We start from the raw sequence: 25,476 nt of genomic DNA, 5'->3' as shown, positions 1-25,476 counted from the left end.
CGTTCCCGCTGCAGGTCGTTCGGGCCCAAAGGCCGGTCGCCCGTTGAATATGAGATCACGCCTGCTCCCGACCAGGCGATCGAGGTAATGTAGGCGTCGTCCTCAGCCTTGCCAAGGGGATGCCCGGCCATGACGACGCCGGAACGCGATTTAGCTCTTGACGCATGGCTCCGCTCGCGTTTTGGCGAAGCCGCGGCGACGTTCAGTTTCGACCGCAATCACAAGCGCGCCGTCGCGGCCGAGACGGAGCCGGCACCCGCCCAGCGTGGCGGAGAAAGCTTCGCCCGCCATCAGCGCGCGCCGTAGTTCCAGCGTCAGAGCTTCGAGCCTCTCCAGGCGCAGGATCCGACTCCGGTCGACGAGATTTCTAATTTCCTCGGCAAGAACGCGAAGAAAAACTTCCTCGGGCCGATCGGCGAGCCAATTCAAATCGAGGGAAAGGCGGTTCTCGTCCCGAATCGCCGGCACATCGGCCCCCGCGGCCGCGGCATAATGGGCGAGCGCCGCCTCGGCTCGCGCCGCTCGGCGGCCGAGACGAAGCAGGGCGCGCCGGTCGAGGCCTTGCTCGGCCAGAAAGCCGCTGAGCCCGCGCAGCCTAGCGCGGGCGAAGGCCGGATCGCGATTTGATGGATCATCGAAGAAAGGATGGCCCTTCGCTTCGCAAAGAGCGATGAGCTCGGCTTTGGTGGTTTGGAGCAACGGCCGCGACAGAGTCACGCCCTCGAGACGCTGCGATGCGGCCATGCCGGAGAGGCCGCCGAGGCCGCTGCCGCGCAGCAGGCGGAACAGGATCGTCTCCGCTTGATCGTCTGCATGATGCGCGGTCGCGACAATATCGGCCCCGATCTCGGCGGCATGCGCAAAAAGAAGCTCGTAGCGCGCCTCGCGCGCCCGCTCCTGAATTCTCGTTTTTACGCTGGTTGAATTCCAGGCGAGGAGTTTATGCGGCAAGCCGAGCGCGGCCGACCAGCGTGCGACCTGCTCCGCCTCCAGGCGCGATTCCTTGCGCAAGCCATGATCGACGGTCGCGACGAAAAGCAAAGGCGCACCGGGAAAGCGCGTCCATTCGGCGGCGAGCAGCATCATTGCGACCGAATCGGGTCCGCCGGAGACCGCGAGCAGGATTTTTCGAGTCTTGCGCCAGGACTCAAAAATCTCGGCGACGACATTCGCGGGGAAAATCGCATCGACTTGCGCAACCCCTATGCTTCGGCTCGGGCTCGGTTCAAAATTACCGTCGGCGCCACGAGATGCGAGATCCGCCTGCGGCTCGCCCGGCGCCGGCTTCAGCATTGCGAACGCCTTGTCTCCCGTTCCGCGCCCGCTTTGACGGACGCCGACGCATTCGGAAACCTACGCCCGATCTCGACGAGAGTCGCGCAGGCTTGCTCCTTTGCGCCGATGGCGTTCAGTGACTGACCCAGCCGCAACATGGCCTCCGGCGCGCGCGGCGAATTCGCGTATTGGGTCGAAATCTTCAGATATTGCTCGGCCGCTTCGGTATGACGTCCACGCGCGAAATAGCTTTCGCCGAGATAATATGTGGCGTCGGACGCTAATTTACTTTTGGAGTTCTTCTTTAAGAAATCAGTGAATCCTTTTTCCGCGCTTTCATATTCCTTTTTCCGGAAAAAGCCGAGGGCAAGTTCGAATTCTTCCTTCGCCGAATTGACTGGCGCGCCGGCGATTGTAGTTCCGCCGGGCGTGACGCTCGGCGTCGCATAGGCCTGCTGCGGCGGCGTCGGCTCGCCGAATTGCCGCGTCGAAGGAGGGGGGCTCGCCGAAGGCGAAATTCCGCCGCCGCGCAGCTTTCCGCCGGAAAGGTCGAGCGGCGCATCGGGGTCATCTTGATCAAGCGCGGTCGGATCCCGTCGCGCTTGCGTCGAGGCTCCGCCTGTCAGGCCGGCGGTCCTCCCCTCATAAGACGCCGAGGAAGAGGCCGGACTGCCGAGAGGATGAGGCGCGCCCGGCGCATTTGGATCGGCGTCGGGGTCGAAAGCGTCGCCGCGCCGCGACGATCGCGCCGCAGCGGAATTCGACGGCGAGGAATTTGGGACGGTCGCGGCGTCCGCAAAGTTCCGAAGATCGGAATCGGGATCGACGTCGGCCTCAGGCGCCTCGGTTCGCTTTTGGGCAGGCCGCGGCGCCGCCGCGGGAGATGCGCCGCGCGCCCCTGAATCCTGGAAACGGAAATCAACGTCTTCCTGAAATTTCCTCAACTGCTCCGCGAGCTTTCGCGTCTCGAACTGCAACTGCTCGATCTGGCCGTTGATCTGCCGCATGTGGTTCTCGAGCCGGTCGATTCGGACGGTGACGCCGCCGGAGTCCGGCGGCGCGGCGCCATAAGGATAGTCCCTGGAACCACCGATGTCGGAAGGCGGGACGCCATAGCCTTGGGCAAGCTCGATCGTCGCTTGCGCTGCGGCGACGTCCGCCTCGATGCGGTCGAGCCGAGCCGCCTGCTCCGCCGCGCTTTCCGCGTGGAGCGTCGAGGACGCGACCAAGGCGAGGAGAGCCCCGGCGGCCAAAACCCCGGACGAACTGCCGAAAAAGGTCATGAAGACGATCCCCATGAATTTGATATTGAGGCTGTGCGCATTTTCGCCAAAGTTCGGATCGCGATTCCGCGAGACGAACGCGCGCGTTTTTAAATTATCTCGCTTATTTGGCGCTATTATGCGGCGAGCGCGCATCAGGTGAATTCTTTTTCCGGCTCTCGATCAAGCGGTTTTTGTCGCGGCCCAGGAAATAACGGGCGACGATCGGAGCGTATGCCTTGCTTGTTGGGGGCACGATCATTCACCAAAAATAAAATTAAGGGAAGCATTTTGTCGGTCGAAGGTCAGTTCGGCCGCGCGCCGCGCCTCAATCTGGGCATCTTTAATCGCATGATCCCGTCCAAGAGCTTTGCCGCGCTTCTTCAAGCGTCGCATTTTGAAGGATACTCTCGCGATGGCTCGCAAATATTTCGGCACCGACGGCATTCGGGGGCTCGCCAATTCGGCGATCACGCCGGAACTCGCGATGAAGGTCGCCCAAGCCACCGGCGTCGTGTTTCAGCGCGGCGACTATCGCCATCGCGCGGTCATCGGCAAGGACACGAGGCTTTCCAGCTATATGATCGAATATGCGATGGTCGCGGGCTTCACTTCGGTGGGCATGGATGCGCTGTTGCTCGGGCCGATGCCGACGCCGGCCGTGGCGATGCTCACCCATTCGATGCGGGCCGACATCGGGGTCATGATCTCAGCCTCTCACAATCCTTATGAGGATAACGGAATCAAGCTCTTCGGCCCCGACGGGTATAAATTGTCCGACGAGGTCGAGGCGCAGATTGAGATCATGCTCGCGAAGGATTTCGCGCTCAAATTGTCGAAGCCCGCCGATCTCGGCCGCGCTATGCGCGTCGAAGGCGATCGCGCCCGCTATATCGAATTCGCCAAACGGACTCTTTTGCGCAGCCTTTCGCTCGAGGGGTTGCGGGTGGTCGTCGATTGCGCCAATGGCGCGGCCTATAAGGTCGCCCCCGAAGCCTTCTGGGAGCTCGGCGCCGAGGTCATTTCGATCGGCGTGGAGCCTGACGGCTTCAATATCAATCGTGGCGTCGGCTCGACCGCGCCTCAGGCCCTCGCGAAGAAGGTCCGCGAAATGCGCGCCGACATTGGCGTCGCGCTCGATGGCGACGCCGATCGCGTGATCATCGTCGACGAGATGGGCAAGATCGTCGACGGCGATCAATTGATGGCTGCAGTGGCGAAAAGCTGGAAAGAGGACGGGCGGTTGTCGCGGCCGGGCATTGTCGCGACCGTGATGTCCAATCTCGGGCTCGAGCGTTATCTGAGCGACATAGGCTTGTCTCTCGCGCGCACGCCGGTCGGCGACCGCTATGTGCTCGCCCATATGCGCGAGCAGGGGTATAATCTTGGCGGCGAGCAGTCCGGCCATATTATCCTGAGCGATTACAACACGACAGGAGACGGCTTGGTCGCGGCGCTGCAACTCATGGCGATCGTGAAGCGGGAGCAGAAGCCGGTGAGCCGCGTCTGTCATCTGTTTGAGCCGCTCCCTCAGGTTTTGAAGAATGTGAAGTTCAAGACCGGGAAGCCGCTGGAGGAGGCGAGCGTCATTCACGCGATCGAGGCCGGTCGCGCAAAGCTCGGTGAAGGCGGCCGCCTTGTCATTCGCGCGTCAGGAACCGAGCCGGTGATCCGCGTGATGGGGGAGGGCGACAATCTCGATCTCGTCGAGCGCGTGGTCGACGACGTCTGCGACGCGCTGCAGGCGGCCTGATGCGTAAATTCGCTCCGTTGCGTCGGAGCATGTTCTGATCGAAAAAGTCGATCAACTTTTCGGGAGCCTGCTCTCAGGCGGCTGATGCCCGTTTCGCAGCCGGACGAGGGCTATTCCTGTCCAGGTTCCGCCTTGCAACCGGCGCGTCCTGCGACGGCTGTGTCGCGCGCGACGGGCCCAGGGGGCGATTCAAGGCGGCTTCAAATGGGCGAAGCCTCGCTCGCACGGCGTTTCATCGCGCGAATGACAAGGAACAGCGCTAAATCCGCAATCGGCCGAATCGTCGTTCCGGCAAGGCCGAAACCGCTCGGTGTCTGACCGGCTGTCATCTGCAGGGGAAGCGCATGGATCCAAACGCGCCGCAACAGGAGCGCGACGTTTCGTTTCTGGTCTGTGGATTGGGCCGACTCGGCCAGCAATGCATTTTGCTTCTCAAGGAATTCGAATCGACCGTCATCGGAGTCGACGTCGCCTCCTCGATTCATTGGCAGGCGCCGGGGTTGCCGGGCCTTCTCGACGATCTTGTCATTGGCGATTGTCGTCAGGTTGACGTCTTGCGACGCGCGGGCCTCGCCCGATGCCGCGCGGCGCTCCTAGTGACAGATGACGAACGCGCCAATATCGCCGCTGCTTTCGCCGCCCGCTCCATCAATCCGAATATCCGTCTCATCATCCGGTCGGCGCAGGAGAAGCTGAACGGGTTGCTGAGCGAGCAGATGGGCAATCTCGTCGCCTTCGAACCCTCTCAATTTTCCGCCAATGTCTTCGCCCTCGCATCCCTCGGCGATGCGACCCAGGCTCTATTCGCGGTCGAAGGGGAGAAGATGCGCGTCGTCCGACTCGCGGTTGGGCCGGGCGCAGACTTCACCGAAGGCCACAGGCTTTCCGAATTGAACTCCGCCTCGCATCGCATGCTCAGCCATGCAGTGGGGGGACGGTCCGTCTCAGGCTCGTTTCACGACTGGGACCCTGAGGATCGGGTCCGCGACGGGGATTTCGCGACCTTGGTTGAGAAAGCCGACCGAATGGCGAGTCCCGCCGAGCCTCGACCTTCCGGGTTGACCAAGCGCCGCCGTCGCATGTCGGCCAAGGATCTGCATCTCCCGAACTGGCGCGCGCGGGTCAGGCGCTTCTGGCGGACAGGCTCGCAGGTCCGGCGCGTCGCCCTCGCGTCGTCGATCATCATGCTCGGCCTTGTGCTCGCCGGGATTGCGCTGTTCCGCTGGGAGAACCCGGACATCAGCTGGTTCGACGCTGTGAACGTGTCGGTGGTCTTGGGGGTCGGTGGGTTCGACAACATCTTCGGCGCGCTTCGCCTGCCATTTCCGATCTCTCCTGGCCTCTATGCATTTGCGGTCCTCGTCAAAATATCGAGCGCCGTCTTTCTCGGCATTCTCTTCGCCATGATGACCGAGCGCATCTTGAGCGCACGCCTTCAGATCGCGCATCGGCGGCCGCGCGCGCCGATTGGGGCGCATACGATCGTCGTGGGATTGGGCGTCATTGGCCTCAGGGTCGTCGGCATCCTGCGCGACTGGAAACGGCCAATGATCGGCGTCACCGATCAGCCGGTCGGGCCAGACGTCGCGCCCGATGCGCCGATTGAGATCGGACCTTTCCACGAAGCCTTGGAGCGAGCCAATGTGAAAACGGCCGAATGCGTCGTCGTTGTCACCGACGACGAAGTCGTCAATCTCGAGATCAGCCTGACGACCCGGTCGTTAAATCCGAATTGCCGGCTCGTTTTTCGCAGCGCCGACGAGCAATTCGCTCAACATGTCGCGACGCTGATCCCGGCGTCGATTGGCATCGGCGATTACGGCATCGCCGCGGAAGCGATCGCCGCCGCCGCCTTCGGCGAGAACATTCTCAGCGCCTTCCATCTCGATGGACGCCTAGTGCTTGTCGCCGAATATACGATCTATCCGGACGACACGTTGAACGACCGCCTTCTTGCGGAGATCGCCTATGGCTATGACGTCGCGCCGATCGTCCATCGCCGCGGCGACCATATTCGTCATCTCCCTGCCGACGACATTCGTCTTGAGCCGGAAGATCGTCTCATCGTGCTCGCGACCATCGACGGATTGCAAAGGGTTGAGATGGGGCGGCTCTTTCCGCCAGATTGGAGCCTGTGGATCGACAAGGCGTCGTCGCTCGACGTCGCCTTCGACGCCGCCAACGCCATCGCGCGAATTTCGGGCTGCGATTTGCGGCTCGCGCGTGAGGCCTTGACGCATCTTCCGGTCAGGCTGGCGTTCCCGCTCTATCGACACCAAGGCTTGCGCTTGGTTCGCGAGCTCAAGAAGATGTTGGTGAGCGCTCGTCTAGAGCAAGGCGACCTGGGCAAGCCTGAGCCGAAAGCCTCGGCTTTAAATTGATCCGGTTTCGTCGCGCCTTTCGGAAGCTTTCCTACGAAATCGAGAACTGTCGTCTCAATGTAATCTCTCCGTGCATGCAATCGGCAAAGCGGACGATGCTCTGAGCGGACTCCGATTGTCCAAATGCTGAAAAAGCCGACCTGCTTTTTCGGAACGCGCTTTTGGAGCCGCAGCGCTTTTCTGCTTGCCGCCCGGGGCGATCAAACTCAAGAGGCGAGACGATGGAGCCTTCTCTCAGCCCGGTCGATTTCGTCCGCCACACGTCGGACGCTGCTCATGTCCTGATCCGCCAGGCCGAGCTCGCTCTCGTGAGCGCGACGCGCCATGCCGAGAGCATGGGCCGCGCCCATCATCCGTCCTTGCGCGAGGCGACGGACAAGGCGCATGTCATCGCCGAAGCCTTGGCCTCCAGCGCACATCGGGGCCAATTGTTTGAGCAAGCGATCGAATATTGGATCGACGCCGGGCAGCGAATGATCCTGACCCTCGACGTCTTGCGCGAGCGCGCCGATAACGACCTCGCCCATGAGGCGGCGGGCACGCCGCCGATCTTGCACTATGACACCGAGACGATCGTCGATGGCAAAGCGCTGAAGCGTCCCGTAAATTATGTGCTCCTCAAGATCCTGCCGCCGAAAGGCGTTGAGGTTTTGGACTGGAAGCGGCCCTATATGATCATTGATCCGCGCGCTGGGCATGGCGCGGGCATCGGCGGCTCCAAGCAAGACAGTCAGGTCGGCGTCGCATTGGCCGACGGCCATCCGGTCTATTTCGTCGCTTTCCGTCCGCATCCGGAGCCGGGACAGACGCTCGCCGACGTGATGCGGGCGGAGGCCGAGTTCGTCAAGGAAATCGGGCGGCGCCATCCTAAATCGCCGAAACCCATCATCGTCGGCAATTGCCAAGGCGGTTGGGCCGCGATGATCCTCGCCGCCGCCAATCCCGAGATCAACGGGCCGCTCGTGATCAATGGCGCGCCGCTCTCCTATTGGTCGGGGCGGGTTGGCGAAGACCCGATGCGATACCGCGGCGGGTGGCTCGGCGGCGTCGCGCCGGCGTTGTTCTGCGCGGATCTCGGCTACGGGGAGTTCGACGGCGCCTATCTCGTCGCGAATTTCGAGCAGCTCAATCCGGCGCGCCATTTCTGGACCAAATATTACGATCTTTACCGCGACGTGGACATGGGCCGTCAAAAGTTCCTCGAATTCGAGCGCTGGTGGGGCGGCTACCACTTCATGACCGAAGCCGAAATTCGTTGGATCATCGAGCAATTATTCGTCGGCAATCGCCTGGCGAGGGGCGAGGCCAATCTCGAGCGGGGCCGCCGGATCGACCTCAAGCAAATTCGCTCGCCGATCATTTTATTCACGAGCTATGGCGACACGATCACCCCGCCGCAGCAGGCGCTGAACTGGATCGTGGACACTTACGTCAATGAAAACGAGATCAAGATCCGTGGGCAGCGGATCATCTACATGATCCACGAGAAAGTCGGGCATCTCGGAATCTTCGTGTCGTCCTCGGTCGCCAGGCGCGAGCATACAGAGGTCAGCTCGACGCTGAAGACGATCGAGGCGCTTTCGCCCGGACTTTATGAAATGCAGATCGAGGATCAGCAGGGCGAGGGGATTCACGCGCGATTCCTCGTGAATTTTCAGGAGCGGAAGCTGACGGATGTGGCGGCGATCGACGATGGACGCAGCGAGGAGGAGCCGTCCTTCGCCGCGGTCAATCGTCTCTCGGAGCTCGGCGGCGAGCTTTATGATCTTTGCCTACGGCCTTTCGTTCAAGCCATGGTCACGCCGCAAAGCGCGGCGATCCTGCGTGAAATGAATCCCGTTCGTGTGCGGCGCGCGATTTTTTCTAATCGCAACCCAGCCATGAGCGCCGTCGCCGAATGGGCGAAACAGGCGGCGGCGGCTCGAAAGCCGGCCCCCGCACAAAATGTCTTTCGTCAATATGAGGCGCTTTGGGTCGGCTTGGTCGCCGAGGCCGCCAACCTTTGTCGTGACATGCGCGACGCATGGCAAGAAGCTGCATTTTACGCCTACTATGGGTCTCCGCTGATGGCGTGGATCGGCCGCACCCATAATTTCCAGCGCACGCTGAAGGACCCGGCCGAGCTGCGCTTCTTGCCGGAAGTCCAGGCCATCCTCCGCAATATGGAGCGCGGCGGCTTAGCGGAGGCCGTCATTCGCATGCTCATCGTCTTGGCGGAAGCGCGCGGCTCGGTCCGGCGCACGAGGCTCGAACGCTCCGCGCGGGTGCTGAGCCATGACGAGCCCTTCGCGTCACTCGGCGCCGAAGGCCGCGCGGCTTTGATCCACGAACAGTCGGTGATCGTCGAATTTGAGAAGGATCTCGCGATCGAGGCGCTCACGAGTCTGTTGCCGGCGCCCGACGACCGGCTGAAGGCGGTCGGCGTCGTCGAATATATCGCCGGCGCCATTGAGGAGATGGAGCCGCATACGCTTCAGGCGCTACAGCGCTTCCGACGCGTGCTCGATCTCCCGCTGCTCGAAGTCCGGCCCGTGGGAGGCGACCCGCTGGCGCCTGTCAGCCTGGAAGGGTCCTGGGGGGACTGACGCATCGAAATGTCGAAGAAGTCGATCGACTTTTTCGGAACATGGCCTACGCGGCGTTGGCGACGGCGCGGTCCAGCGTCGCCAAGGTCTGGCGCGCGATCATTGCCTCTTCGTTGGTCGGGATCACGAACACGCGCACGCGGGAGCGCTCAGAGGAGATGACTTGCGCGCTCGCCCGGTTGGCGGTCCGATCGAGCTCGACGCCGATCCATTCCATGCCTTCAAGCACTTGCTCGCGCACGCGCCAGGCGTGTTCGCCAATCCCGCCGCAGAACACCATGGCGTCGAGCCCTTCCAACACAGCGGCGAGGCCGCCGAGCTCGCGGCGGATGCGGAACACGAAATATTCGATCGCCTGCTGCGCCTCGGGACTGTCCGAGGCCTCAAGCTCGCGCATGTCATGAGAGATCCCTGAAAGACCTTTCAAGCCGGATTCGCGATACAACAGATCGACGATCGCCTCGGCGCTCATGCCTTTTTCCTGCATTAGGTAAAGCACGACTCCGGGATCGAGCTGGCCACAGCGCGTGCCCATCGGCAGCCCGTCCAGCGCCGTGAAGCCCATCGAGCTTGCGACGGAGAGCCCATCGCGCACCGCGCACATCGAGGCGCCATTGCCGAGATGGGCGATCACGACGCGCCCCGCCGCATGAAGCGGCGCGATTTGGCGAAGCCTGTCCGTGACATATTCGTAGGAAAGACCGTGGAAGCCGTAACGCCGCACGCCCTCGTCGTAATATTTGCGAGGCAGCGCGAAGACGTCATTCACGAAAGGATGAGCCCGATGAAAGGCCGTGTCGAAACAGGCGATCTGGCTCACATGTGGCCAGGCTTCGCGCGCCGCAAGGATGCCCGCGATATTGTGCGGCTGATGCAGGGGAGCCAGCGGAACGAGGGCTTCTAGGTCGCGCAACACCTGATCGGTCACGACGACCGGCGCGTCGTAGGACACGCCGCCATGCACGACGCGATGGCCGGCTGCGACCACATTGGCGTTGGGGAAGGCGCCGAGCCGCCAGGCGAGCACCCGCCGAAGCGCTTCCGTATGGAATGACGCGTCTGGCTCATCAGACCATATTTCGTCGTGCAATTGCGCGCCGGCCTCGTCGCGCACCTTGATGCAGCGCTTCTGCTCGCCGAGCATCTCCACCAAGCCGATCGCGAGCGCGAAGGGCTCATGTCCGTCGAGTTCGAACAGGGCGAATTTGATCGAGGACGATCCAGCGTTGAGAGTGACGACGTGACGGCTCATTCGGCGGCTTCCTTGAGCGGCGCCGGCTCGACCGCGCTGCGGCCGGTCGCAAGCCAATGGGCGTAAAGAACGGCGACGGCGCAGGAGAATAGGCGCGAGGCTTCATCGTCGGCTCGGCTGGTCAGAAGCACAGGAACCTTGGCGCCGATGACCAGACCCGCGCCTTCGGCCTGGGCCGCATAGGTCAGCTCCTTGGCCAAGATGTTGCCGGCCTCTAGATTTGGCGCGATGAGAATGTCGGCCTGCCCGGCGACCAGCGAGGTCAGGCCCTTGGTCTTGGCGGCAGATAGACTGATTGCATTATCCATCGCAAGCGGGCCGTCGACCACGCCGCCGCGGATCTGGCCGCGCTCGGACATTTTCGATAGGGCGGCGGCGTCTAGGGTTGACTGGATCTTCGGATTCACGGTCTCGACCGCCGACAGCACGCCGACTTTCGGCCGCGCGATGCCTAGCGCCAGGGCGAGGTCTATGGCGTTTTGCACAATGTCGACCTTTTCCTCGAGCGTCGGCGCGATATTGATCGCCGCATCCGTCACCAGCACCAGCTGGCGCAGCGACGGCGCGTCCATCACGAAGACATGGCTGATCCGCCGGCCGATCCGCAGGCCGCCTTGTGACTTCACCACATGCTTCAGAAGCTCATCCGTATGGAGATGGCCTTTCATAATCGCCGTCGCCGCCCCTTGGTGCACCAGCTCCACGGCGCGCGCCGCGGCAGCGCTATGGTTCGCCGCATCCTCGATCGCGACGCCGGAGAGATCGGCGCCGATGCTCGCCGCGATGCTGCGAATTTTCGCCGCATCGCCGATCAAGATCGGGACGATGAGATTTTCGCGCGCGCCGGCGAGCGCGCCGAGCAGCGCATTCTCCTCCTCGGGGGCGACGACCGCCGTCGGCATCGGCGGCAGGTTTCGGCACGCGATCAGCAGACGCTCGACCTGAGAGTGATGTTGCACGGTCAGATCGGGGAGGTCGACATCCTCGATCGTCTGATGCGTCTGGGGCGCCAAAACCTCCGCGATCCCGTCGAGGAGCAGCTCATCGCCGCGTTGAACGCGGGTCTGCAACACGACCGTCGCCGGCGGCCGCAACTCTTGGACGCGCACGGACGCGGTCAAGGCGTCGCCGACATGGGCCCGACGGTGGAAGGTAAGGTTCTGTGACAGGTAGAGGGTTCCGGGGCCCGGCAGGATATTGCCGAGAATCGCCGAGAACAGCGAGCCGATCCACATGGACGGCGCCATCGGCGCATCGCCGCCGTCGCCTGGCGCGCCCGGCAGGCTTTTGGGATTCAAGTTGCCGCTGGCATGAGCGAAGACAATGAGGTCATTCGGAGTCACAACACGGGCGATCGAGGCCTCGTCGCCCACGGCGAGCTCAGCGAATGTCTTGTTGACGCGCATCACGCTTCCCCCGCTTCGAGAGACCTCAAACTGCCGACGGCCTCCGACCATGCTTTCTCGGTCTCCGTTTCGAGCGGAGAGGGGCCGACGCCGAGCGTGTCGCGCAGGCGCCTCAGCATGCGGACCGTCGAACCGCTCATTTCTGTGGGGTCGCCCGCGATCTCCTCGATCAAACGGATCGCGCGCCGCCGTTCCTCGGGCGTGGGCAATAGCTTGAGCAACGCGCGAATGGCGGCGTCCGGCTCGAAATCGATGATCAGCGTCTGCTCGTCGATGATCTGAGTCCGCAGGGCCTCGCCCATGCTGTGGAATGGTTCGGTCGATTGCAAGATCGCGTTGGAGCGCTCCAAGCGCGATTGGCGGACCGAGCCGCGCGAGCGCGCCATCAGGATCAACATGCGGATAACCGCTTCCCCGAACCCGCCGCGCTCTATATTGGCGAGCGCGGCCTCGACCTTTGGAAGTTCCCGCAGCGTTTCTCCGAGCATGGCGTTCGGATCCGGGACATGGCCTTGGTTTAACAGCGTCATGAACGGGTTGGCGTAAAGCGTGAAGAACAAAAGCTCCTTGCGCGCCGCGCCGAGGTCGCTCCAAAAATTCAAAGCCTGCTCGATCACGCCGGCGAATAATTTCTCCGTTTGCAGAAATGGGTTGGAAAGCTCGGCGGGCTTCCGCGCCCCGCGCGTGGTCTCGGCGAGCGCGCCGATCCCTTGCATTGCAGGATTCTTATCCGACAAAACATAACGGCGCGTCCGCAGCGGATGCGAACGCACCGACGCTTCGGCGAGCGCCGGGGTGACCAGAGCTTTGACAAAAGGCCGCACAGTCAATTCATAGCCGTCGACCCAGAAGCGCGAGAATCGCGCCACGGTCGCGAAAGGCTTTTCATCGGCCTGCCCATCATCGAAAGCGCGGATATCCGCGATTGTGCGTTCTTCGCAAGACATGACGAAGCGCGCGTCAATGCCTTCGCCGATCTTCTGCTCGATCCGCATCTCATAGAGGCCCGGCGCCAGCGCCTCGATCATCTCGAGCGTCGAGACGATTCTGTCATGTTCCTTTTTCGCGACCTTGGCCGAAACGAAAATGCCGAGATGGCCAATGTCCTCATGCACCATATAGACAATGCGCTGGCCGCGGGCTCTGATCTCTCGCTCGTCGCCATAGACGGCCGGGATCCAGTTCAACGCCTGTTGCACCGGCGTGATGTCGTCGCCATGGCTCGCGAAGACAATGATCGGCGCCTTGATTTTCTTGAGGTCGATGGGACCGCGCCCGCCGAGCAGAGCGTCGCCGCGCTGAAGCTTGTTGCCGATGAATAGATTCTCGACGATCCAGCGGATCTCGGACTCGTTCATGAAGTAGAATGTGGACCACCATCGCTCGAAGCTCTTGAAGCGCGGCCCTTCCGTATCGGCTTTGGAGAAGACGTTGTAATATTTCGACCACCAGGTGTTGCCCGGGTTCATCGATTCGAAATTCAACACCAGATGAGCGCCGTCGAAGACGCCATTGCCGAGATCGGAGCAAATGGCGGCGGGCAGGGCGCCGAAAGCCAGGCCGCCGCTGTAGCGCAGCGGGTTTGCGCCCTTCACGCCGGCCCAATAGCTCAAGGGCGCGCCATTCGCCACAACAGGGCCGGTGACGTCCGGATTGGACGCCGCCAGCAACATCGCCGCCCAGCCGCCTTGGCAATTGCCGATGATCACCGGTTTCGCAGCGTTGGGATGGCGTTGCATCACCTCGCGGACGAAATGCCCTTCGGCCACGCAGACGGCGGCGAGCGTTTGCCCGGGCTCTGGCTTCGGATGGAAGATCACGAAATAGACGGGGTGCCCTTGCGCGAGCGCGACGCCGACTTGACTGTCCGACTTGAAGCCGCCAATGCCCGCGCCATGTCCCGCGCGCGGATCAATGATCATATAGGGCCGAAGGGCCGGATTTATCTGCACGCCGGCTGGCGGAAGGATATGCACGAGCGCGTAATTGACCGGGTGCTCCAGGCCGCGTCCATCGACGATGATTTGATAATCATAGAGCAGCACCAATCGGTCGCCGCCCTCCATTTGTTCGACGGCGTAATTGCTGACCTCGCGCATGATGTCGAGAAACAGGATGAGACGTTGTCCCGCGTCCACAACATAATCCGCGAAGGCCTGCGCCGCCGCCGTCGGCGAGAGGGGCGCGTCCCAAATTTTTCGCAAGGCCTCCGTAGCGTGGCCTGCGGCGTCGCCATAGGTTGCGTTGAGCCGCTTGAAATGGTCTCCGCTGAGATCCGTCAGCGATTGCCGATGCTTGGAAAACTCCGCGAGCAGGTCGAGCCAATGCCCGCTCTTTTCAGACAGTCCGAGGCGACCGACGGCGGGACGTGCATTTGAGGCGTCCGCAGGCGCAACTTTTAGCATCTCGCATTTCCTTCTTTGGCGGGGGCCGTCGGTGCGAGGCCGAGTTGTACGGGAATCCGATGAAAAGTCGCATCTGTCTGTGGCATTTTCGCGATATGCGCGAAACGCAGCGGCGGTGTTTGCGCCGTGGGATCAGGCGGCGTCCCGATCAATCTCGATGATCGGCATTTCGGGAACGTCGCCGATGATCAGCAACGGCGCTGCGGTGTTGGCTATGATTTCGTCGACCTTGACGCCAGGCGCCCGCTCGCGCAGCAGAAGTCCCTCGGGCGTCGGCTCGATCACGGCCAATTCCGTCACGACAAGGCTGACGCGACGGGTCGCCGTCGGCGGCAGAGTGAGGTTGGGGACGATCTTCGACTCCCCACGCGCGGCATGTTGCATGGCGACGATAACGCGCTTGGCGCCGATCACAAGGTCCATCGCGCCGCCCATGCCGGGAACCAGCTTGCCGGGGACCATCCAATTGGCCAGGCGGCCCGAGGCGTCGACCTGCAGACCTCCGAGGACCGTCATGTCGAGATGGCCGCCACGAATAAGCGCGAAGCTCGTGCCGCTGTCGAAGCTCGCAGCGCCTGGAAGCGCGGAGATGAAGCCGCCGCCGGCGTCGGTCAAGTTTGGATCTTCCATTCCTTCCGGCGGCGGCGCGCCGAAACCGATAATTCCGTTTTCGCTTTGGAAAGCGACGGACAGTCCGGCGGGCACGTAGCGCGCGACCATGGTTGGCAGGCCGATGCCGAGATTGACGAGCGTGCGGTCGCGAAGCTCGAGCGCGACGCGGCGGGCGATCAGCTCCTTCGCCTCCATTACTTCGGCCTTTCCACGAGATGATGCACAAGAATCCCCGGCGTTCGCACCGCGTCGGGCGGAATGACGCCGACAGGCACGATTTCATCGGGCTCGGCGATCACGCAATCGGCCGCGAAAGCGATCACCGGGTTGAAGTTGGTCGCCGTCAGGCGATAGGTCAGATTGCAATTGTAGTCGGCTTCATGGGCGTGGATCAGTGCGAAATCCGCGCGGATCGGCAGCTCGAGCAGAAATTCGCGGCCATCGACCTCGATGAGGCGCTTGCCTTTCTCGACGACGGTGCCGACGCCGGTCGGCGTCAGAACGCCGCCGAGCCCGGCGCCGCCGGCGCGGATGCGCTCGGCCAGCGTGCCCTGCGGGATCAGCTCGATCTCGATCTCGCCCTCGATCATCTTTTTTTGGGTCAGCGGGTTGGTTCCGATATGAGACACGCGCGCCCGCGCAACGCAGCCAGCGTCGATCAGCTTGCCCACTCCGACCCCGGGGCGCGCTGTGTCATTGCCGATCACGGTCAATCCGCGCGCGCCCCGCGCGACGAGGGCGTCGATGATGCGGCACGGCGTGCCGACGCCCATGAAGCCGCCGAACATCAAGCTGGCCCCGTCCGGGATCAGCGCGGCGGCGTCCGCCGCAGAAATCGCCCTATGCATGACGCGCTCTCCTTCAGCCCATGATGTGAAGGCCGGCGTCGATGAAGATCGTGTCTCCGGTCATGCCGGAGGCGGCGCCTCCGACGAGAAAGGCCACGACCCGCCCGACCTCGGCGATGTCGACCAGGCGATGCGCCGGCGCGCGCGCCACGGCGGCTTCCACGAGTTCGTCGAACGCCGCGATTCCGCTCGCCGCGCGAGTCTTCAACGGGCCGGGCGATACGGCGAAAACCCGGATTCCCTTTTCGCCGAGCTCGGCGGCTAGGTAGCGCGTCGTCGCCTCGAGCGCGGCCTTGACCGGGCCCATGATGTTGTAATGGCTGATCACCTTGTCGGCGCCGTAATAGCTCATGGTGAGCAACGCGCCGCCCGGCGAAAGCAACGGCTCGGCCAGGCGCGCCATCTCGATGAAGGAATAGCAGGAGACGCGCATGGCTTGCTGGAACCCCTCCAGCGAGCAGTCGATCACGCGTCCGTGCAGATCCTGGCGCGGCGCGAAGGCGATGGAATGGATGACGAAATCGAGCCCGCCCCATTCGGCGCGGATGGTTTCGAACACGCGCTCCATCTGGCCAGGTTGCTCGACGTCGAGCGGCAGGATCAATGGCGCCTGAAGCCGCTCGGCGAGAGGCCGCACATGTGGCTCTGCTTTTTCGTTCAGATAGGTGACGGCGAGTTCGGCGCCGAAGGCGCGGAGCTTGACCGCGCAGCCGTAAGCGATGCTGTTCTCGTTGGCGATGCCGACGACGAGGCCGCGCCGGCCGCGCAACATGTCTCCGACCCGGCTCTCAGGGTCCCACACTTTGGGGAGAGGATCGGTCGCCTCGGCGACGTCGTGCATCAGCGGCCTCATTGTTTGGGTTGTTGTTGGCCACGCACGCCGATCGCCAACATGAACAGGGCGAATCGCGGGACGATAAAGCGGCGGCGTCCCTCGGTGCGAGGCTTTTCGCACGATGTTGCTAGGTTTCTTGCCATAGTGGAATGACGCGTTCGTGACGTGGCGCGGAACCCCAGTGCGGCGTCGCGTCGCGTGTTTGACCAGGAGCTTAACAAGGATAAATAACGGCGAGTGGGCCGCGAAAATGACGCCCTGCGGAGCAGGCGTCGATCACATATGTGGCGTTCGCCAGTTCCGGACCAACGTCGCCGCCCGAGCCTTTTCATGTTCGACGTGGATCATCGGCCATGATGGCCGTCCCGCGCGTTTCGGCGGCGCCACGGCTACAGCTCGTCTATTGGGTCGATCACCATGTCGGAATCTTCATAAGCATTCGTCGCGGCGGCCGATTTCTGCGAAAGGAGAAATCCTTTATTTGCCTGGTGTTTGAGATATTCAGCGAAGGCCCCGGCGAGGCCGGGCAATTTCAACCGCATCATGATGTTGCGCTTATTCGTCTTCTTGAAGACCGACGATGGATTGAAATATTCGCGCGCATTCTTATCGGTGAGAACGAAGGGCGGGCGGCCTTCGCGTGCGAGAATGTAGGACATGATCAGGGCGCCGGTGCGGTGATTGCCCTCGATGAAGAGCTGAGGCGTGCTCAGGATGCGGATATAAACTCCCGCCGCCCGCCGCCAGCTGCTTTTGCGGCGGTTGAGCTCATACCAGGTCACGATGTCGCGGATGCCTCCGTCGGGCTGCGCGTAGAAGCGCTGGTCCGTGGCCTCGATGAGCCCCTGATGGTCGCGCCGCACGTTTTGGTCGCTTCCGCACAGGACGACGGCGTTGAGCTCCAGCCAATGATGGAGTCGTCCCATCTGGAAAATATCGACGCCCTTGCAAACGAGGCGATCGACCATCGCATAGCCCTCGAGCAGGTTGCCGAGGACATTGTCGTCGAGCGGGTCGCGGCGATCCAACAGGCCCGAATTGATCTGCGGGAAAGCTTGTTGAAGCCTGAGCAGTGTCCGCTCGATCGCGGGGAGATTGAGCGCGGCCAAATCCCCCTCCGGAAATTCAATCTACTTGATCTGCGAAAGAGCCGACTTCCCAAGGTCGGCGACGGCCGGAGGAAGGGCGAGATAGCCGAGTTCCGCGGCGAGCGGCTGGCCGGCGTCGAGGCCGAACTCGACGAAGGACTTTACGGCATTTGCGTGGTCGGAGGGATAAGTCTTGTAGAGGAGGAGCCAGCTATAGGTTACGATCGGATAGGCCTCGGGGTCCTTGGGGTTCGCTAAAGCCGGCGCGAGATTGTCGAGCCCCTGTCCCGCAGAAGTGGCCAAGGCCGCGCCGCCGCTTTCTTGGCTCGGCGCGACGAATTTGCCGGCCTGGTTCTGGAGCAGAGCCACCGGAAGGCCAAGCCGACGCGCGAAGCCATATTCGACATAGCCGATCGAGCCGTCGCTGATCTTGATGCGCGAGGCGACACCTTCATTGCCGCGGGCGATCATCGCGCCGGCCGGCCAATCTATGATCTTTCCGACGCCCGGCCCTTCCTCGATCCAGCGCTTGCCGACGGCGGCCAAATGGCTCGTGAAGGCGAAGGTGGTTCCGCTGGACTCCTTGCGGCCGACGACTGCAATGTTCTTATGCGGCAGGGATAGGCCGGGATTGGCTGTTTTAATCCGCGGATCGTCCCAGGTGCGGACGCGTCCCATGAAAATGTCGAGGTAGACGTCCTGCGGCAATTTCAACGGCCCCGCGAGGCCGGGAAGATTATACGCAAGCACGATCATTCCCGCCGTGCCGGGCACTTGAATGGCCCCACGCCGGATCTTGGCGGTTTCGGCCGCGGAGAGGGAGACGTCGCTCGCGCCGAAATCCACCGTCTCGGCGTCGAACCGGGCGATGCCTTCGCCCGAGCCGATGGCGTCGTAATGAATGGCTACGGACGGATGGATGCTTTGATAAGCATCGATCCATTTCTCGTAAAGCGGCGCGGAAAAGGTTGACCCAGCGCCGCGAAGCTCGATCCCAGCCGCCCCAGCCGTTGTTCCGTGGCCAGTTGCGACGATCAAAATCAGCGCCTGAATGAGCCCTGCCAGCGGCCGGGCCGTCAGCTTATTCGACGAATGCCTCATGCGATCCTCAATGCCCCAAACGTTGGAATCAGCTGAAGTCGCCGCGGATATATTCTTTCGTCAATTGCTCGTGCGGATCCTCGAAGATCTGATCGGTCTGACCCATTTCCACGAGATAGCCTGTGCGCCCGCCTCTCGAAATATCGACGGAGAAAAAGGCGGTCACATCCGCGACGCGACGCGCCTGCTGCATATTATGGGTGACCAGCGCGATCGTGTAGTCGTCCTTGAGCTCGAGCATGAGTTCCTCGACCCGGCGCGTCGCGATCGGATCGAGAGCCGAGCAGGGCTCGTCCATCAACAGCACCGCGGGCTGGGTCGCCACGGCGCGCGCGATGCAAAGGCGTTGCTGCTGGCCGCCCGAGAGTGAGAGACCGCTGGCTTTCAGCTTGTCCTTGACCTCGTCCCAAAGCGCTGCGCGGCGCAGGGCGTGCTCGACCTTTTCTTCGATGTCGCCCTTATAGCGATTGAGCTTCAGGCCGAAAGCGACATTGTCGTAAATGCTCATCGAAAATGGGTTCGGCTGCTGGAACACCATTCCGATATGCCGGCGCACCACGACCGGATCGACGCCCTTGGCGTAAATGTCCTGACCGAGGAAATCGACCTCGCCTTCAAGCCGGAATCCTTTGATCAGATCATTCATCCGGTTGAGGCTGCGCAGCACTGTGCTCTTGCCGCAGCCCGAGGGTCCGATGAAGCCGGTGATCTTGCCCTTCTCGATGAGGACGTCGCTGTCCCTGACCGCCAGAAACTTTCCGTAGAAGATCTTGCTCACACGGCAGTTGATAGCGGCTTCGGAGGCGCTGTGCGCCTGCGGTCGTTCGAGCACCGCGGTGGACATTTTATGCTCCTCAGACTTGGGGACGGCCGATGAATCGGCTCAATATGTTGAAGGTTAGGACAATCAGCACCAGCACCAGCGAGGCGGCCCAAGCGAGCTCGATCTGGTTCTCGAAGGGCATGCTCGAAAAATTATAGATCAGGATGGAGAGGGAAGCCGTCGGCTCCCTGACGCTGCGCAGCCAATAATTGCTGAACAAGGCAGTGAACAGCAGAGGCGCGGATTCTCCAGCGACGCGCGCGACCGCGAGGATGACGCCCGTCACGATGCTCGGCAGCGCCGTCGGCAAGGTCACATGCCAAACTACCTGGGTCTTGGTGCAGCCCATGCCGATCGCCGCATCCTTCATGCGCTGGGGAACCATGCGCATAGCGCCCTCGGCCGTCAATGTGACGGTTGGAAGCATGAGCACGGCGAGTGCAACGCCCCCCGCGAGCGCCGAATAGCCGCCCATGAGCAAGACGACCGCCGCATAGACGAAGACGCCGGCCAGGATCGATGGGAAGCCCGTCAGCACTTTCGACAGAAAGCGGGCTAGGGCGGAGGTCGGACCTTCGGGACGAAATTCGGCGAGATAGATCGCGGCCAGAATGGCGATCGGAATGCTGATGGCCGAGGCGATCGCCACAGTGGCTAGAGTGCCCTGAATGGCGTTGCCGATGCCGCCGCCCTGCTCGAAGCCGGCGGGCGGCAATTCAGTGAAGAGTTCGAGATTGAGCCGCGCGCCGCCTTTCACGACAAGCATGTAGAGCACGGAGATGAGCGGAACCGCTCCGAGCGCCGCGACAAGGCAGGCTCCGGCCGTGAGGAAGACGTTCCTGAGCGATCTCAGCTCGAGGACATTGCGCCTCAAGTTGAATTTCTTGCTCGGCGCCGGACGGGACTGCCTCCGGTCCTGGATCTTGGCCGCTTTCGCCATCATGCTTTCACGATCTTCCGAGAGGTCCACGCCAAAATCAGCGTGCCGATCACATTGACGACCAGCGTTATCGCGAGGAGGACCAGAGCCGCATACATCAGCGCCTGGCGCTCGATCTGACCCGCTTCGGGAAAATTCGAGGCGAGCAAGGAGGCGAGCGTATTCGCCGGCGAGAAGAGAGAGAGCGAGATTTGATTGGCGTTGCCGATCAACATGGCGAGCGCCATGGTCTCGCCGAGGGCGCGGCCGAAGCCCAAGACCAGCGAGCTCGAAATGCCGCCGGACGCTGTCGGGACGATGACCTTTAAGATCGCCTCCCAGCGGGTCGTTCCCATGCCATAGGCGGCTTCTTTGACTTTATAGGGAACCAGGCTGATCGCATCCTGCGAGATCGCGGCCACGGTCGGCAGGATCATGATCGCGAGGACGATGACAGCCGGTGCCATTCCGGGGCCGCTGAGCGAGGTTCCGAAAAAGGGGATGAAACCGGCGACGTCATGCAGCCAGTCGGCGGCGGGGCGGATGAAGGGGATGACGACGAATATGCCCCAAAGTCCGAAAACCACGCTCGGAATAGCGGCCAGCATCTCGATCAGCGTGCGGAAGACGACGGCGATCTGGTGCGGCAGAAAATCCTGAGTGAGGATGATCGCGATGGTGACCCCGACGAAACCGCCGATCAGCAGCGCGAGCAGCGAGCTATAGAGCGTGCCCCAGATTTGCGGCAGGATGCCGAAAGACTGATTCTGCACATTCCAATGTGTGTTCACGAGGAATTGCGGGCCGTTTTTAATGACGGCGGGCAGGGCCTGCCCGCCGATTTCCCAGAGAATATAAGCCACCAGCGCGACGATCGTGAAGGCTCCAAGACCGGCCGCTAGGAAAAAGGCGCGATCCACGACATAGGCGGCGATCGACGGCCGCTGCGACAATGACTTGCCGTCTTGCAATGCAAATTGGATTGCCAAACAAGGGCCTCTTGCTGTTGTGCCTTCGACGCTCGGATCATTGCAACGCGCGGTTGAAGGACGCGCATTTGAGGAGATGCCGGGATCAGCGCGGCGCCTGCAGCGCCGCCCGATGCGGGGCGGCGCAGAGGGCCGCTAGCCTATTGAATCTTGGCCGACGCGGCCTTGACCTTCTCGATCACATTAGCCGGAAGCGGGATATATCCCATGCTATCGGCGATTTTCTGGCCTTCCGTCAACCCGTAGGCGACGAGCTGGCGAAGATAGCCGGCTTTTTGGGCGTCCTGCTTCTGGTAGAAGAGCATCCAGGTGAAGGAGGCGATCGGATAGGCTTTCGGCTGGGCCGGGTCATCGATCCAGACGATCAGATCAGGCGGAAATTCAGCACCGCTGAGCGCGATCGCTCCGCCTTCGCCGCCGGCTGCGACATAGTTGCCCGCCTTATTCTGCAACAGCGCGATGTCGGCCTTGGTCAGTTTCGCGTAGCCATATTCGATATAGCCGATCGCGCCGGGGGTCTGCTTGATCGTGGCGGTCACGCCGTCGTTCTTGGGCGCCGCGACGATCTTGTCGCTCTGCGGCCATTGCACGTTCGTGCCCTGTCCGACCTTTTCCTTGAATTCCGGGCTCACCGCGGCGAGATGCTTGGTGAAGACAAAGGTCGTGCCGCTCGCGTCCGAGCGCCGCACCACCGTGATCGGCAGGTCGGGCAATTTGATCTCAGGGTTCGCCGCGGCGATGCGCGGGTCGTTCCAGCGCGTGATTTTGCCGAGGAAAATATCGGGATAGACGTCGCGCGGCAGCTTCAAATTTTTGGGCTGGCCGGGAAGATTATAGGCCAGGACGATTTCGCCAGCGGTCATCGGAAGCAGGACGACCCCGTTTTGAACCTTGGCGATCTCGGCGGGCGTCATCGCCGCGTCGCTCGCCGCGAAATCGACGGTCTGGTTGATCAGGTCCTGAATGCCGGCGCCGCTTCCCTTGGCTTGATAGTCGACCGACACACCTTTCGTCTTCTTGCTGAAGTCCTTGAACCAGGCCGAATAAATCGGGAAGGGGAAGCTCGCGCCAGATCCGACGAGGCGGAGATCGTCCGCGGTCGCCGGTGCCGCTTGGACGCCGAGCGCGAGTAGGGCCGCCATCGCGAAAATCATTTTGCGCTGCATCATTCTTGTTTCCATCATGGTGTGACGAGACCGCTCATGGTGTGACGAGATCGCGGGACGCAATCTGGGGGGCTTCGCGCGTGGTCGAGGCTAGATCGCCTTGTCGGATTTCCGCGCGCGGCCGTGGGGGGAGAAGGCTCGTCGCCTGTCGCGGCAAATTCATGCGGCGAGGCTCAGAATACGTTCCTCCCTCCCCCCGGGGCGCGCGTCTCGAAGCGTCAGAACAGCATCACGAGACGCCGCGCCTCCCCTTGGCCGCGGCGACAATCTAAGCGGGAGAAATAACATTAAGATGACGCTCCGCGGGAGGAATGCCGGACCCCGCGCGGTCTTGTTTTAAAGCTCCGGCTCTCCGCGAATGTTTGAGGCGCATGCGGGCGACTGCCTCATTCCGCGGCTTTTTCCAGCTTGGCGAGGTCGCCGGCGAGATTGCGGGGCGACGAGCCCGCGCGCGCCTTGCCGCGCCCAGAGAGGCTCGGATTGGTCAGGAAATAGGTTTGCGCGCCGAAAGGTGCCTCGCCGTCGGCGCGCTCGATGCGCCGGCTCGAGCCGTCTTCGAGGATCGTCCAGCTCTGCTCATTGTCGAGCAGATTGGCCAGCAGCACTTGCTCCAGCACCTGCTGATGCAAGGTCGGATGGGTGATCGGAAAAAGCGTCTCGACGCGTCGGTCGAGATTGCGCTGCATGAGATCCGCCGAGGAAATATAGACCGCGGCCTCGGGGTGCGGCAGGCCGAAGCCATTGCCGAAGGCGTAGATGCGCGAATGCTCGAGAAAGCGCCCGACGATGGATTTCGCGCGGATGTTTTCCGAAAGTCCGGGCAGGCCGGGCCGCAAGCAGCATATGCCGCGGACGACGATGTCTATGGGCACGCCCGCTGCGCTCGCCTCGTAGAGAGCGTCGATGATTTGCGGATCGACCAGCGAATTGCATTTGAGCCAGATCGCGGCGGGCCGGCCGGCCCGCGCATGTTCGGCTTCTGCGGCGATATGCTCGAGAAGCCGGCTCTTCGCCGAAATCGGCGAGAAGGCCATGCGTTCGAGTTCCGCGGGCTCGCCATAGCCAGTGATGAAATTGAAGATGCGGGCCACATCGCGCCCGATGGCCGGATCGGCGGTGAAGGCCGACAAGTCGGTGTAGATGCGCGCGGTGATCGGATGATAATTGCCGGTGCCGATGTGGCAATATGTGACGAGGCGTCCGGCCTCCTGCCGCGCGACCATCGAGAGCTTGGCGTGGGTCTTGAGCTCGGCGAAGCCGAAGACCACCTGCACGCCGACGCGCTCGAGCGCGCGCGCCCATCTTATGTTCGCCTCCTCGTCGAATCTCGCCTTGAGTTCGACGACGGCCGTGACCGCCTTGCCGGATTCGGCGGCCTCGATGAGCGCCTTCACGATCGGGCTATCGGAGGAGGTTCGATACAGCGTCTGTTTGATCGCAACGACATTCGGGTCCTGCGCGGCTTGCTGAAGGAACCGCACGACGACGTCGAAGGATTCATATGGATGATGAATGATGATGTCCTTCGCCCGTATTGCCGCGAAGCAGTCTCCGCCGAATTCCCGGATGTGCTCGGGAAACCGCGGCGCGGCGGGCGCGAATTTGAGGTCTGGCCGGTCGACCCCGATCAGCTGCGTGAGCCCGCTCAGCGCCAAAAGCCCGTTTTGAACGACCATCTCGGCCGGCGTCACGCCGAGCTCGCGGGAAATGAAATCCGACAGCGGCGCGGGCATCGCGGCTTCGATTTCGAGGCGGATGACCGAGCCGAGGCGGCGCTCCTTCAGAGCGGCTTCAAAGACGCGGACAAGATCGTCTGCTTCCTCGGCGAATTCGATGTCGAGATCGCGAACGACGCGGAAGAGCCCAATGGGGCCGAGCTCGCAGCCGGGAAACAAGCGGGCGGCGAAAAGCTCGATGACATGCTCGATCCGGACGAAGCGGGCGACGCCCTCGGCGCCGTCGTCGAGGCGGACGAAACGCGCGAGCTTTCCGGGCAAGCGCACGAGGCCGGTGAAGGGCGGCTTGCCGCTCGTCGGAGCGACCGCGAGCGCGAGAGATAGCTCTAGGTTTGGAATGAAGGGGAAGGGATGCTCGGGATCAATCGCCATTGGCGTGACCGTGGCGAAGATCTGGTCGGAGAAATAGGATTCGAGCCGAGCGACGTCCGCGGACGTCAATTCGGCCGGATCGACGACAACGACGCCCGCCGCCGCAAGGCTGTGGCGCAAGGCGCGCCAGCATTCTTCCTGATCATGTGTGAGTCTGCTCGTCGCCACGCCGATTTTTTCGAGAAGCTCGGAGGGCGTGAGCCCGTCTATAGAGGCTTCGGTCACGCCGGCGGCGGCCTGCTCGATGAGGCCAGAAACGCGCACCATGAAGAATTCATCGAGATTGCTTGCCGAGATCGCCAGAAAACGCAGGCGTTCGAGAAGCGGATGGGCGAGGTTCGACGCCTCTTCGAGAACCCGGCGATTGAAGTCGAGCCAGGAAAGCTCGCGATTGACGAAACGCTTCGGATCAAGAGCAAGGCCTTCACCGGCGCTGACGGGCTTCGGAGAAGAAGATTTCCGGCCGCGGGTCGGGGCGGCGCGTTCGGTCGAAATTGTCATAAGGGCTCCAATTAGCCGTCGGCTCGGCTTGCGCAAGCGAGCCCGGACTCATCGTCAGGGTCCGGTGCCCGACGGCATCATTCCGATATGACGAGCTTATGACAATGCGCGCCATCCGGGCATGTCGACAAAGGTTGAGGCGGCCAACCATAGGGCGCTTCCTCACG

The 25,476-nt window shown here is 62.5% G+C and carries 19 protein-coding genes; 3 read left to right on the top strand and 16 right to left on the bottom strand.

What is annotated here, in order from left to right; all coding sequences use genetic code 11:
• Nucleotides 1-150: 150 nt before the first annotated feature.
• From tilS to METAC_RS26905, 3 genes are all read right to left on the bottom strand, one after another.
• The gene (gene tilS, locus METAC_RS22715; protein WP_084143495.1) at nucleotides 151-1,293 is read right to left on the bottom strand and encodes a tRNA lysidine(34) synthetase TilS; all 1,143 of its coding nucleotides are present in this window, start codon (nucleotides 1,291-1,293) and stop codon (nucleotides 151-153) included.
• On the bottom strand, nucleotides 1,287-2,558 hold the full coding sequence (ybgF, locus tag METAC_RS0107165) for a tol-pal system protein YbgF (RefSeq protein WP_198017181.1): 1,272 nt from the start codon (nucleotides 2,556-2,558) through the stop codon (nucleotides 1,287-1,289). The genes tilS and ybgF overlap by 7 nt, the downstream gene beginning before the upstream one ends.
• Nucleotides 2,559-2,795: 237 nt before the next feature.
• Entirely contained in the window at nucleotides 2,796-2,933 is a 138-nt protein-coding gene (locus METAC_RS26905) for a hypothetical protein (protein WP_156898131.1), read from the bottom strand.
• Nucleotides 2,934-2,952: 19 nt separating this feature from the next.
• Between METAC_RS26905 and glmM the strand changes: the two genes are divergently transcribed.
• From glmM to METAC_RS22705, 3 genes are all read left to right on the top strand, one after another.
• A complete protein-coding gene (glmM, locus tag METAC_RS0107150) occupies nucleotides 2,953-4,290 on the top strand; it encodes a phosphoglucosamine mutase (RefSeq protein ID WP_026606501.1) in 1,338 nt (445 codons plus the stop codon).
• A 344-nt stretch (nucleotides 4,291-4,634) separates the two neighbouring features.
• Nucleotides 4,635-6,671 carry an NAD-binding protein gene (locus tag METAC_RS22710; RefSeq protein ID WP_051335435.1) on the top strand — a complete coding sequence of 679 codons (2,037 nt, stop codon included), beginning with the start codon at nucleotides 4,635-4,637 and terminating at the stop codon, nucleotides 6,669-6,671.
• 221 nt (nucleotides 6,672-6,892) lie between these two features.
• Nucleotides 6,893-9,256, top strand: coding sequence for a DUF3141 domain-containing protein (locus tag METAC_RS22705; protein WP_036255370.1), 2,364 nt, complete (start codon nucleotides 6,893-6,895; stop codon nucleotides 9,254-9,256).
• A gap of 46 nt (nucleotides 9,257-9,302) precedes the next feature.
• Here METAC_RS22705 and METAC_RS0107130 read toward each other — a convergent pair whose 3' ends face one another.
• The 13 genes from METAC_RS0107130 to METAC_RS0107070 form a co-directional block, all read right to left on the bottom strand.
• Nucleotides 9,303-10,508 carry an acetate/propionate family kinase gene (locus tag METAC_RS0107130; RefSeq protein ID WP_026606499.1) on the bottom strand — a complete coding sequence of 402 codons (1,206 nt, stop codon included), beginning with the start codon at nucleotides 10,506-10,508 and terminating at the stop codon, nucleotides 9,303-9,305.
• Nucleotides 10,505-11,914: a bifunctional enoyl-CoA hydratase/phosphate acetyltransferase gene (locus METAC_RS0107125; RefSeq protein WP_036255369.1), complete on the bottom strand. Its 1,410-nt coding sequence runs from the start codon at nucleotides 11,912-11,914 to the stop codon at nucleotides 10,505-10,507. The genes METAC_RS0107130 and METAC_RS0107125 overlap by 4 nt, the downstream gene beginning before the upstream one ends.
• Nucleotides 11,914-14,319 carry a DUF3141 domain-containing protein gene (locus METAC_RS22700; RefSeq protein WP_084143491.1) on the bottom strand — a complete coding sequence of 802 codons (2,406 nt, stop codon included), beginning with the start codon at nucleotides 14,317-14,319 and terminating at the stop codon, nucleotides 11,914-11,916. Before METAC_RS22700 ends, METAC_RS0107125 begins: the two co-directional genes overlap by 1 nt.
• Before the next feature lie 132 nt (nucleotides 14,320-14,451).
• Nucleotides 14,452-15,126, bottom strand: a complete 675-nt coding sequence (locus tag METAC_RS0107115) for a 3-oxoacid CoA-transferase subunit B (protein WP_026606497.1) — start codon at nucleotides 15,124-15,126, stop codon at nucleotides 14,452-14,454.
• A complete protein-coding gene (locus METAC_RS0107110; RefSeq protein ID WP_026606496.1) occupies nucleotides 15,126-15,779 on the bottom strand; it encodes a 3-oxoacid CoA-transferase subunit A in 654 nt (217 codons plus the stop codon). The genes METAC_RS0107115 and METAC_RS0107110 overlap by 1 nt, the downstream gene beginning before the upstream one ends.
• Before the next feature lie 13 nt (nucleotides 15,780-15,792).
• Nucleotides 15,793-16,620, bottom strand: coding sequence for an enoyl-ACP reductase FabI (fabI, locus tag METAC_RS0107105; RefSeq protein WP_084143937.1), 828 nt, complete (start codon nucleotides 16,618-16,620; stop codon nucleotides 15,793-15,795).
• Nucleotides 16,621-17,003: 383 nt separating this feature from the next.
• Nucleotides 17,004-17,723 (bottom strand): hypothetical protein, encoded by a 720-nt coding sequence (locus METAC_RS22695; RefSeq protein WP_198017180.1) that lies wholly within the window; start codon nucleotides 17,721-17,723, stop codon nucleotides 17,004-17,006.
• A 21-nt stretch (nucleotides 17,724-17,744) separates the two neighbouring features.
• Complete coding sequence (gene pstS, locus METAC_RS0107095) at nucleotides 17,745-18,803, bottom strand: phosphate ABC transporter substrate-binding protein PstS (protein ID WP_051335434.1); 1,059 nt, start codon at nucleotides 18,801-18,803, stop codon at nucleotides 17,745-17,747.
• Between the two features lie 28 nt (nucleotides 18,804-18,831).
• Nucleotides 18,832-19,647: a phosphate ABC transporter ATP-binding protein PstB gene (gene pstB, locus METAC_RS0107090; protein WP_026606493.1), complete on the bottom strand. Its 816-nt coding sequence runs from the start codon at nucleotides 19,645-19,647 to the stop codon at nucleotides 18,832-18,834.
• Nucleotides 19,648-19,657: 10 nt separating this feature from the next.
• Complete coding sequence (gene pstA / locus METAC_RS0107085) at nucleotides 19,658-20,569, bottom strand: phosphate ABC transporter permease PstA (protein ID WP_198017179.1); 912 nt, start codon at nucleotides 20,567-20,569, stop codon at nucleotides 19,658-19,660.
• Nucleotides 20,566-21,498, bottom strand: coding sequence for a phosphate ABC transporter permease subunit PstC (gene pstC, locus METAC_RS0107080; RefSeq protein WP_245257437.1), 933 nt, complete (start codon nucleotides 21,496-21,498; stop codon nucleotides 20,566-20,568). The genes pstA and pstC overlap by 4 nt, the downstream gene beginning before the upstream one ends.
• 176 nt (nucleotides 21,499-21,674) lie before the next feature.
• Nucleotides 21,675-22,703: a phosphate ABC transporter substrate-binding protein PstS gene (gene pstS / locus METAC_RS0107075; protein WP_245257436.1), complete on the bottom strand. Its 1,029-nt coding sequence runs from the start codon at nucleotides 22,701-22,703 to the stop codon at nucleotides 21,675-21,677.
• Between the two features lie 383 nt (nucleotides 22,704-23,086).
• Nucleotides 23,087-25,309: an RNA degradosome polyphosphate kinase gene (locus tag METAC_RS0107070; RefSeq protein ID WP_084143489.1), complete on the bottom strand. Its 2,223-nt coding sequence runs from the start codon at nucleotides 25,307-25,309 to the stop codon at nucleotides 23,087-23,089.
• Between the last annotated feature and the right edge of the window lie 167 nt (nucleotides 25,310-25,476).

It is taken from the genome of Methylocapsa acidiphila B2 (assembly GCF_000427445.1).
GTDB lineage: Bacteria > Pseudomonadota > Alphaproteobacteria > Rhizobiales > Beijerinckiaceae > Methylocapsa > Methylocapsa acidiphila.
The sequence above is the reverse complement of the archived record's forward strand: the minus strand, read 5'-3'. Positions and strand labels throughout refer to the sequence as shown.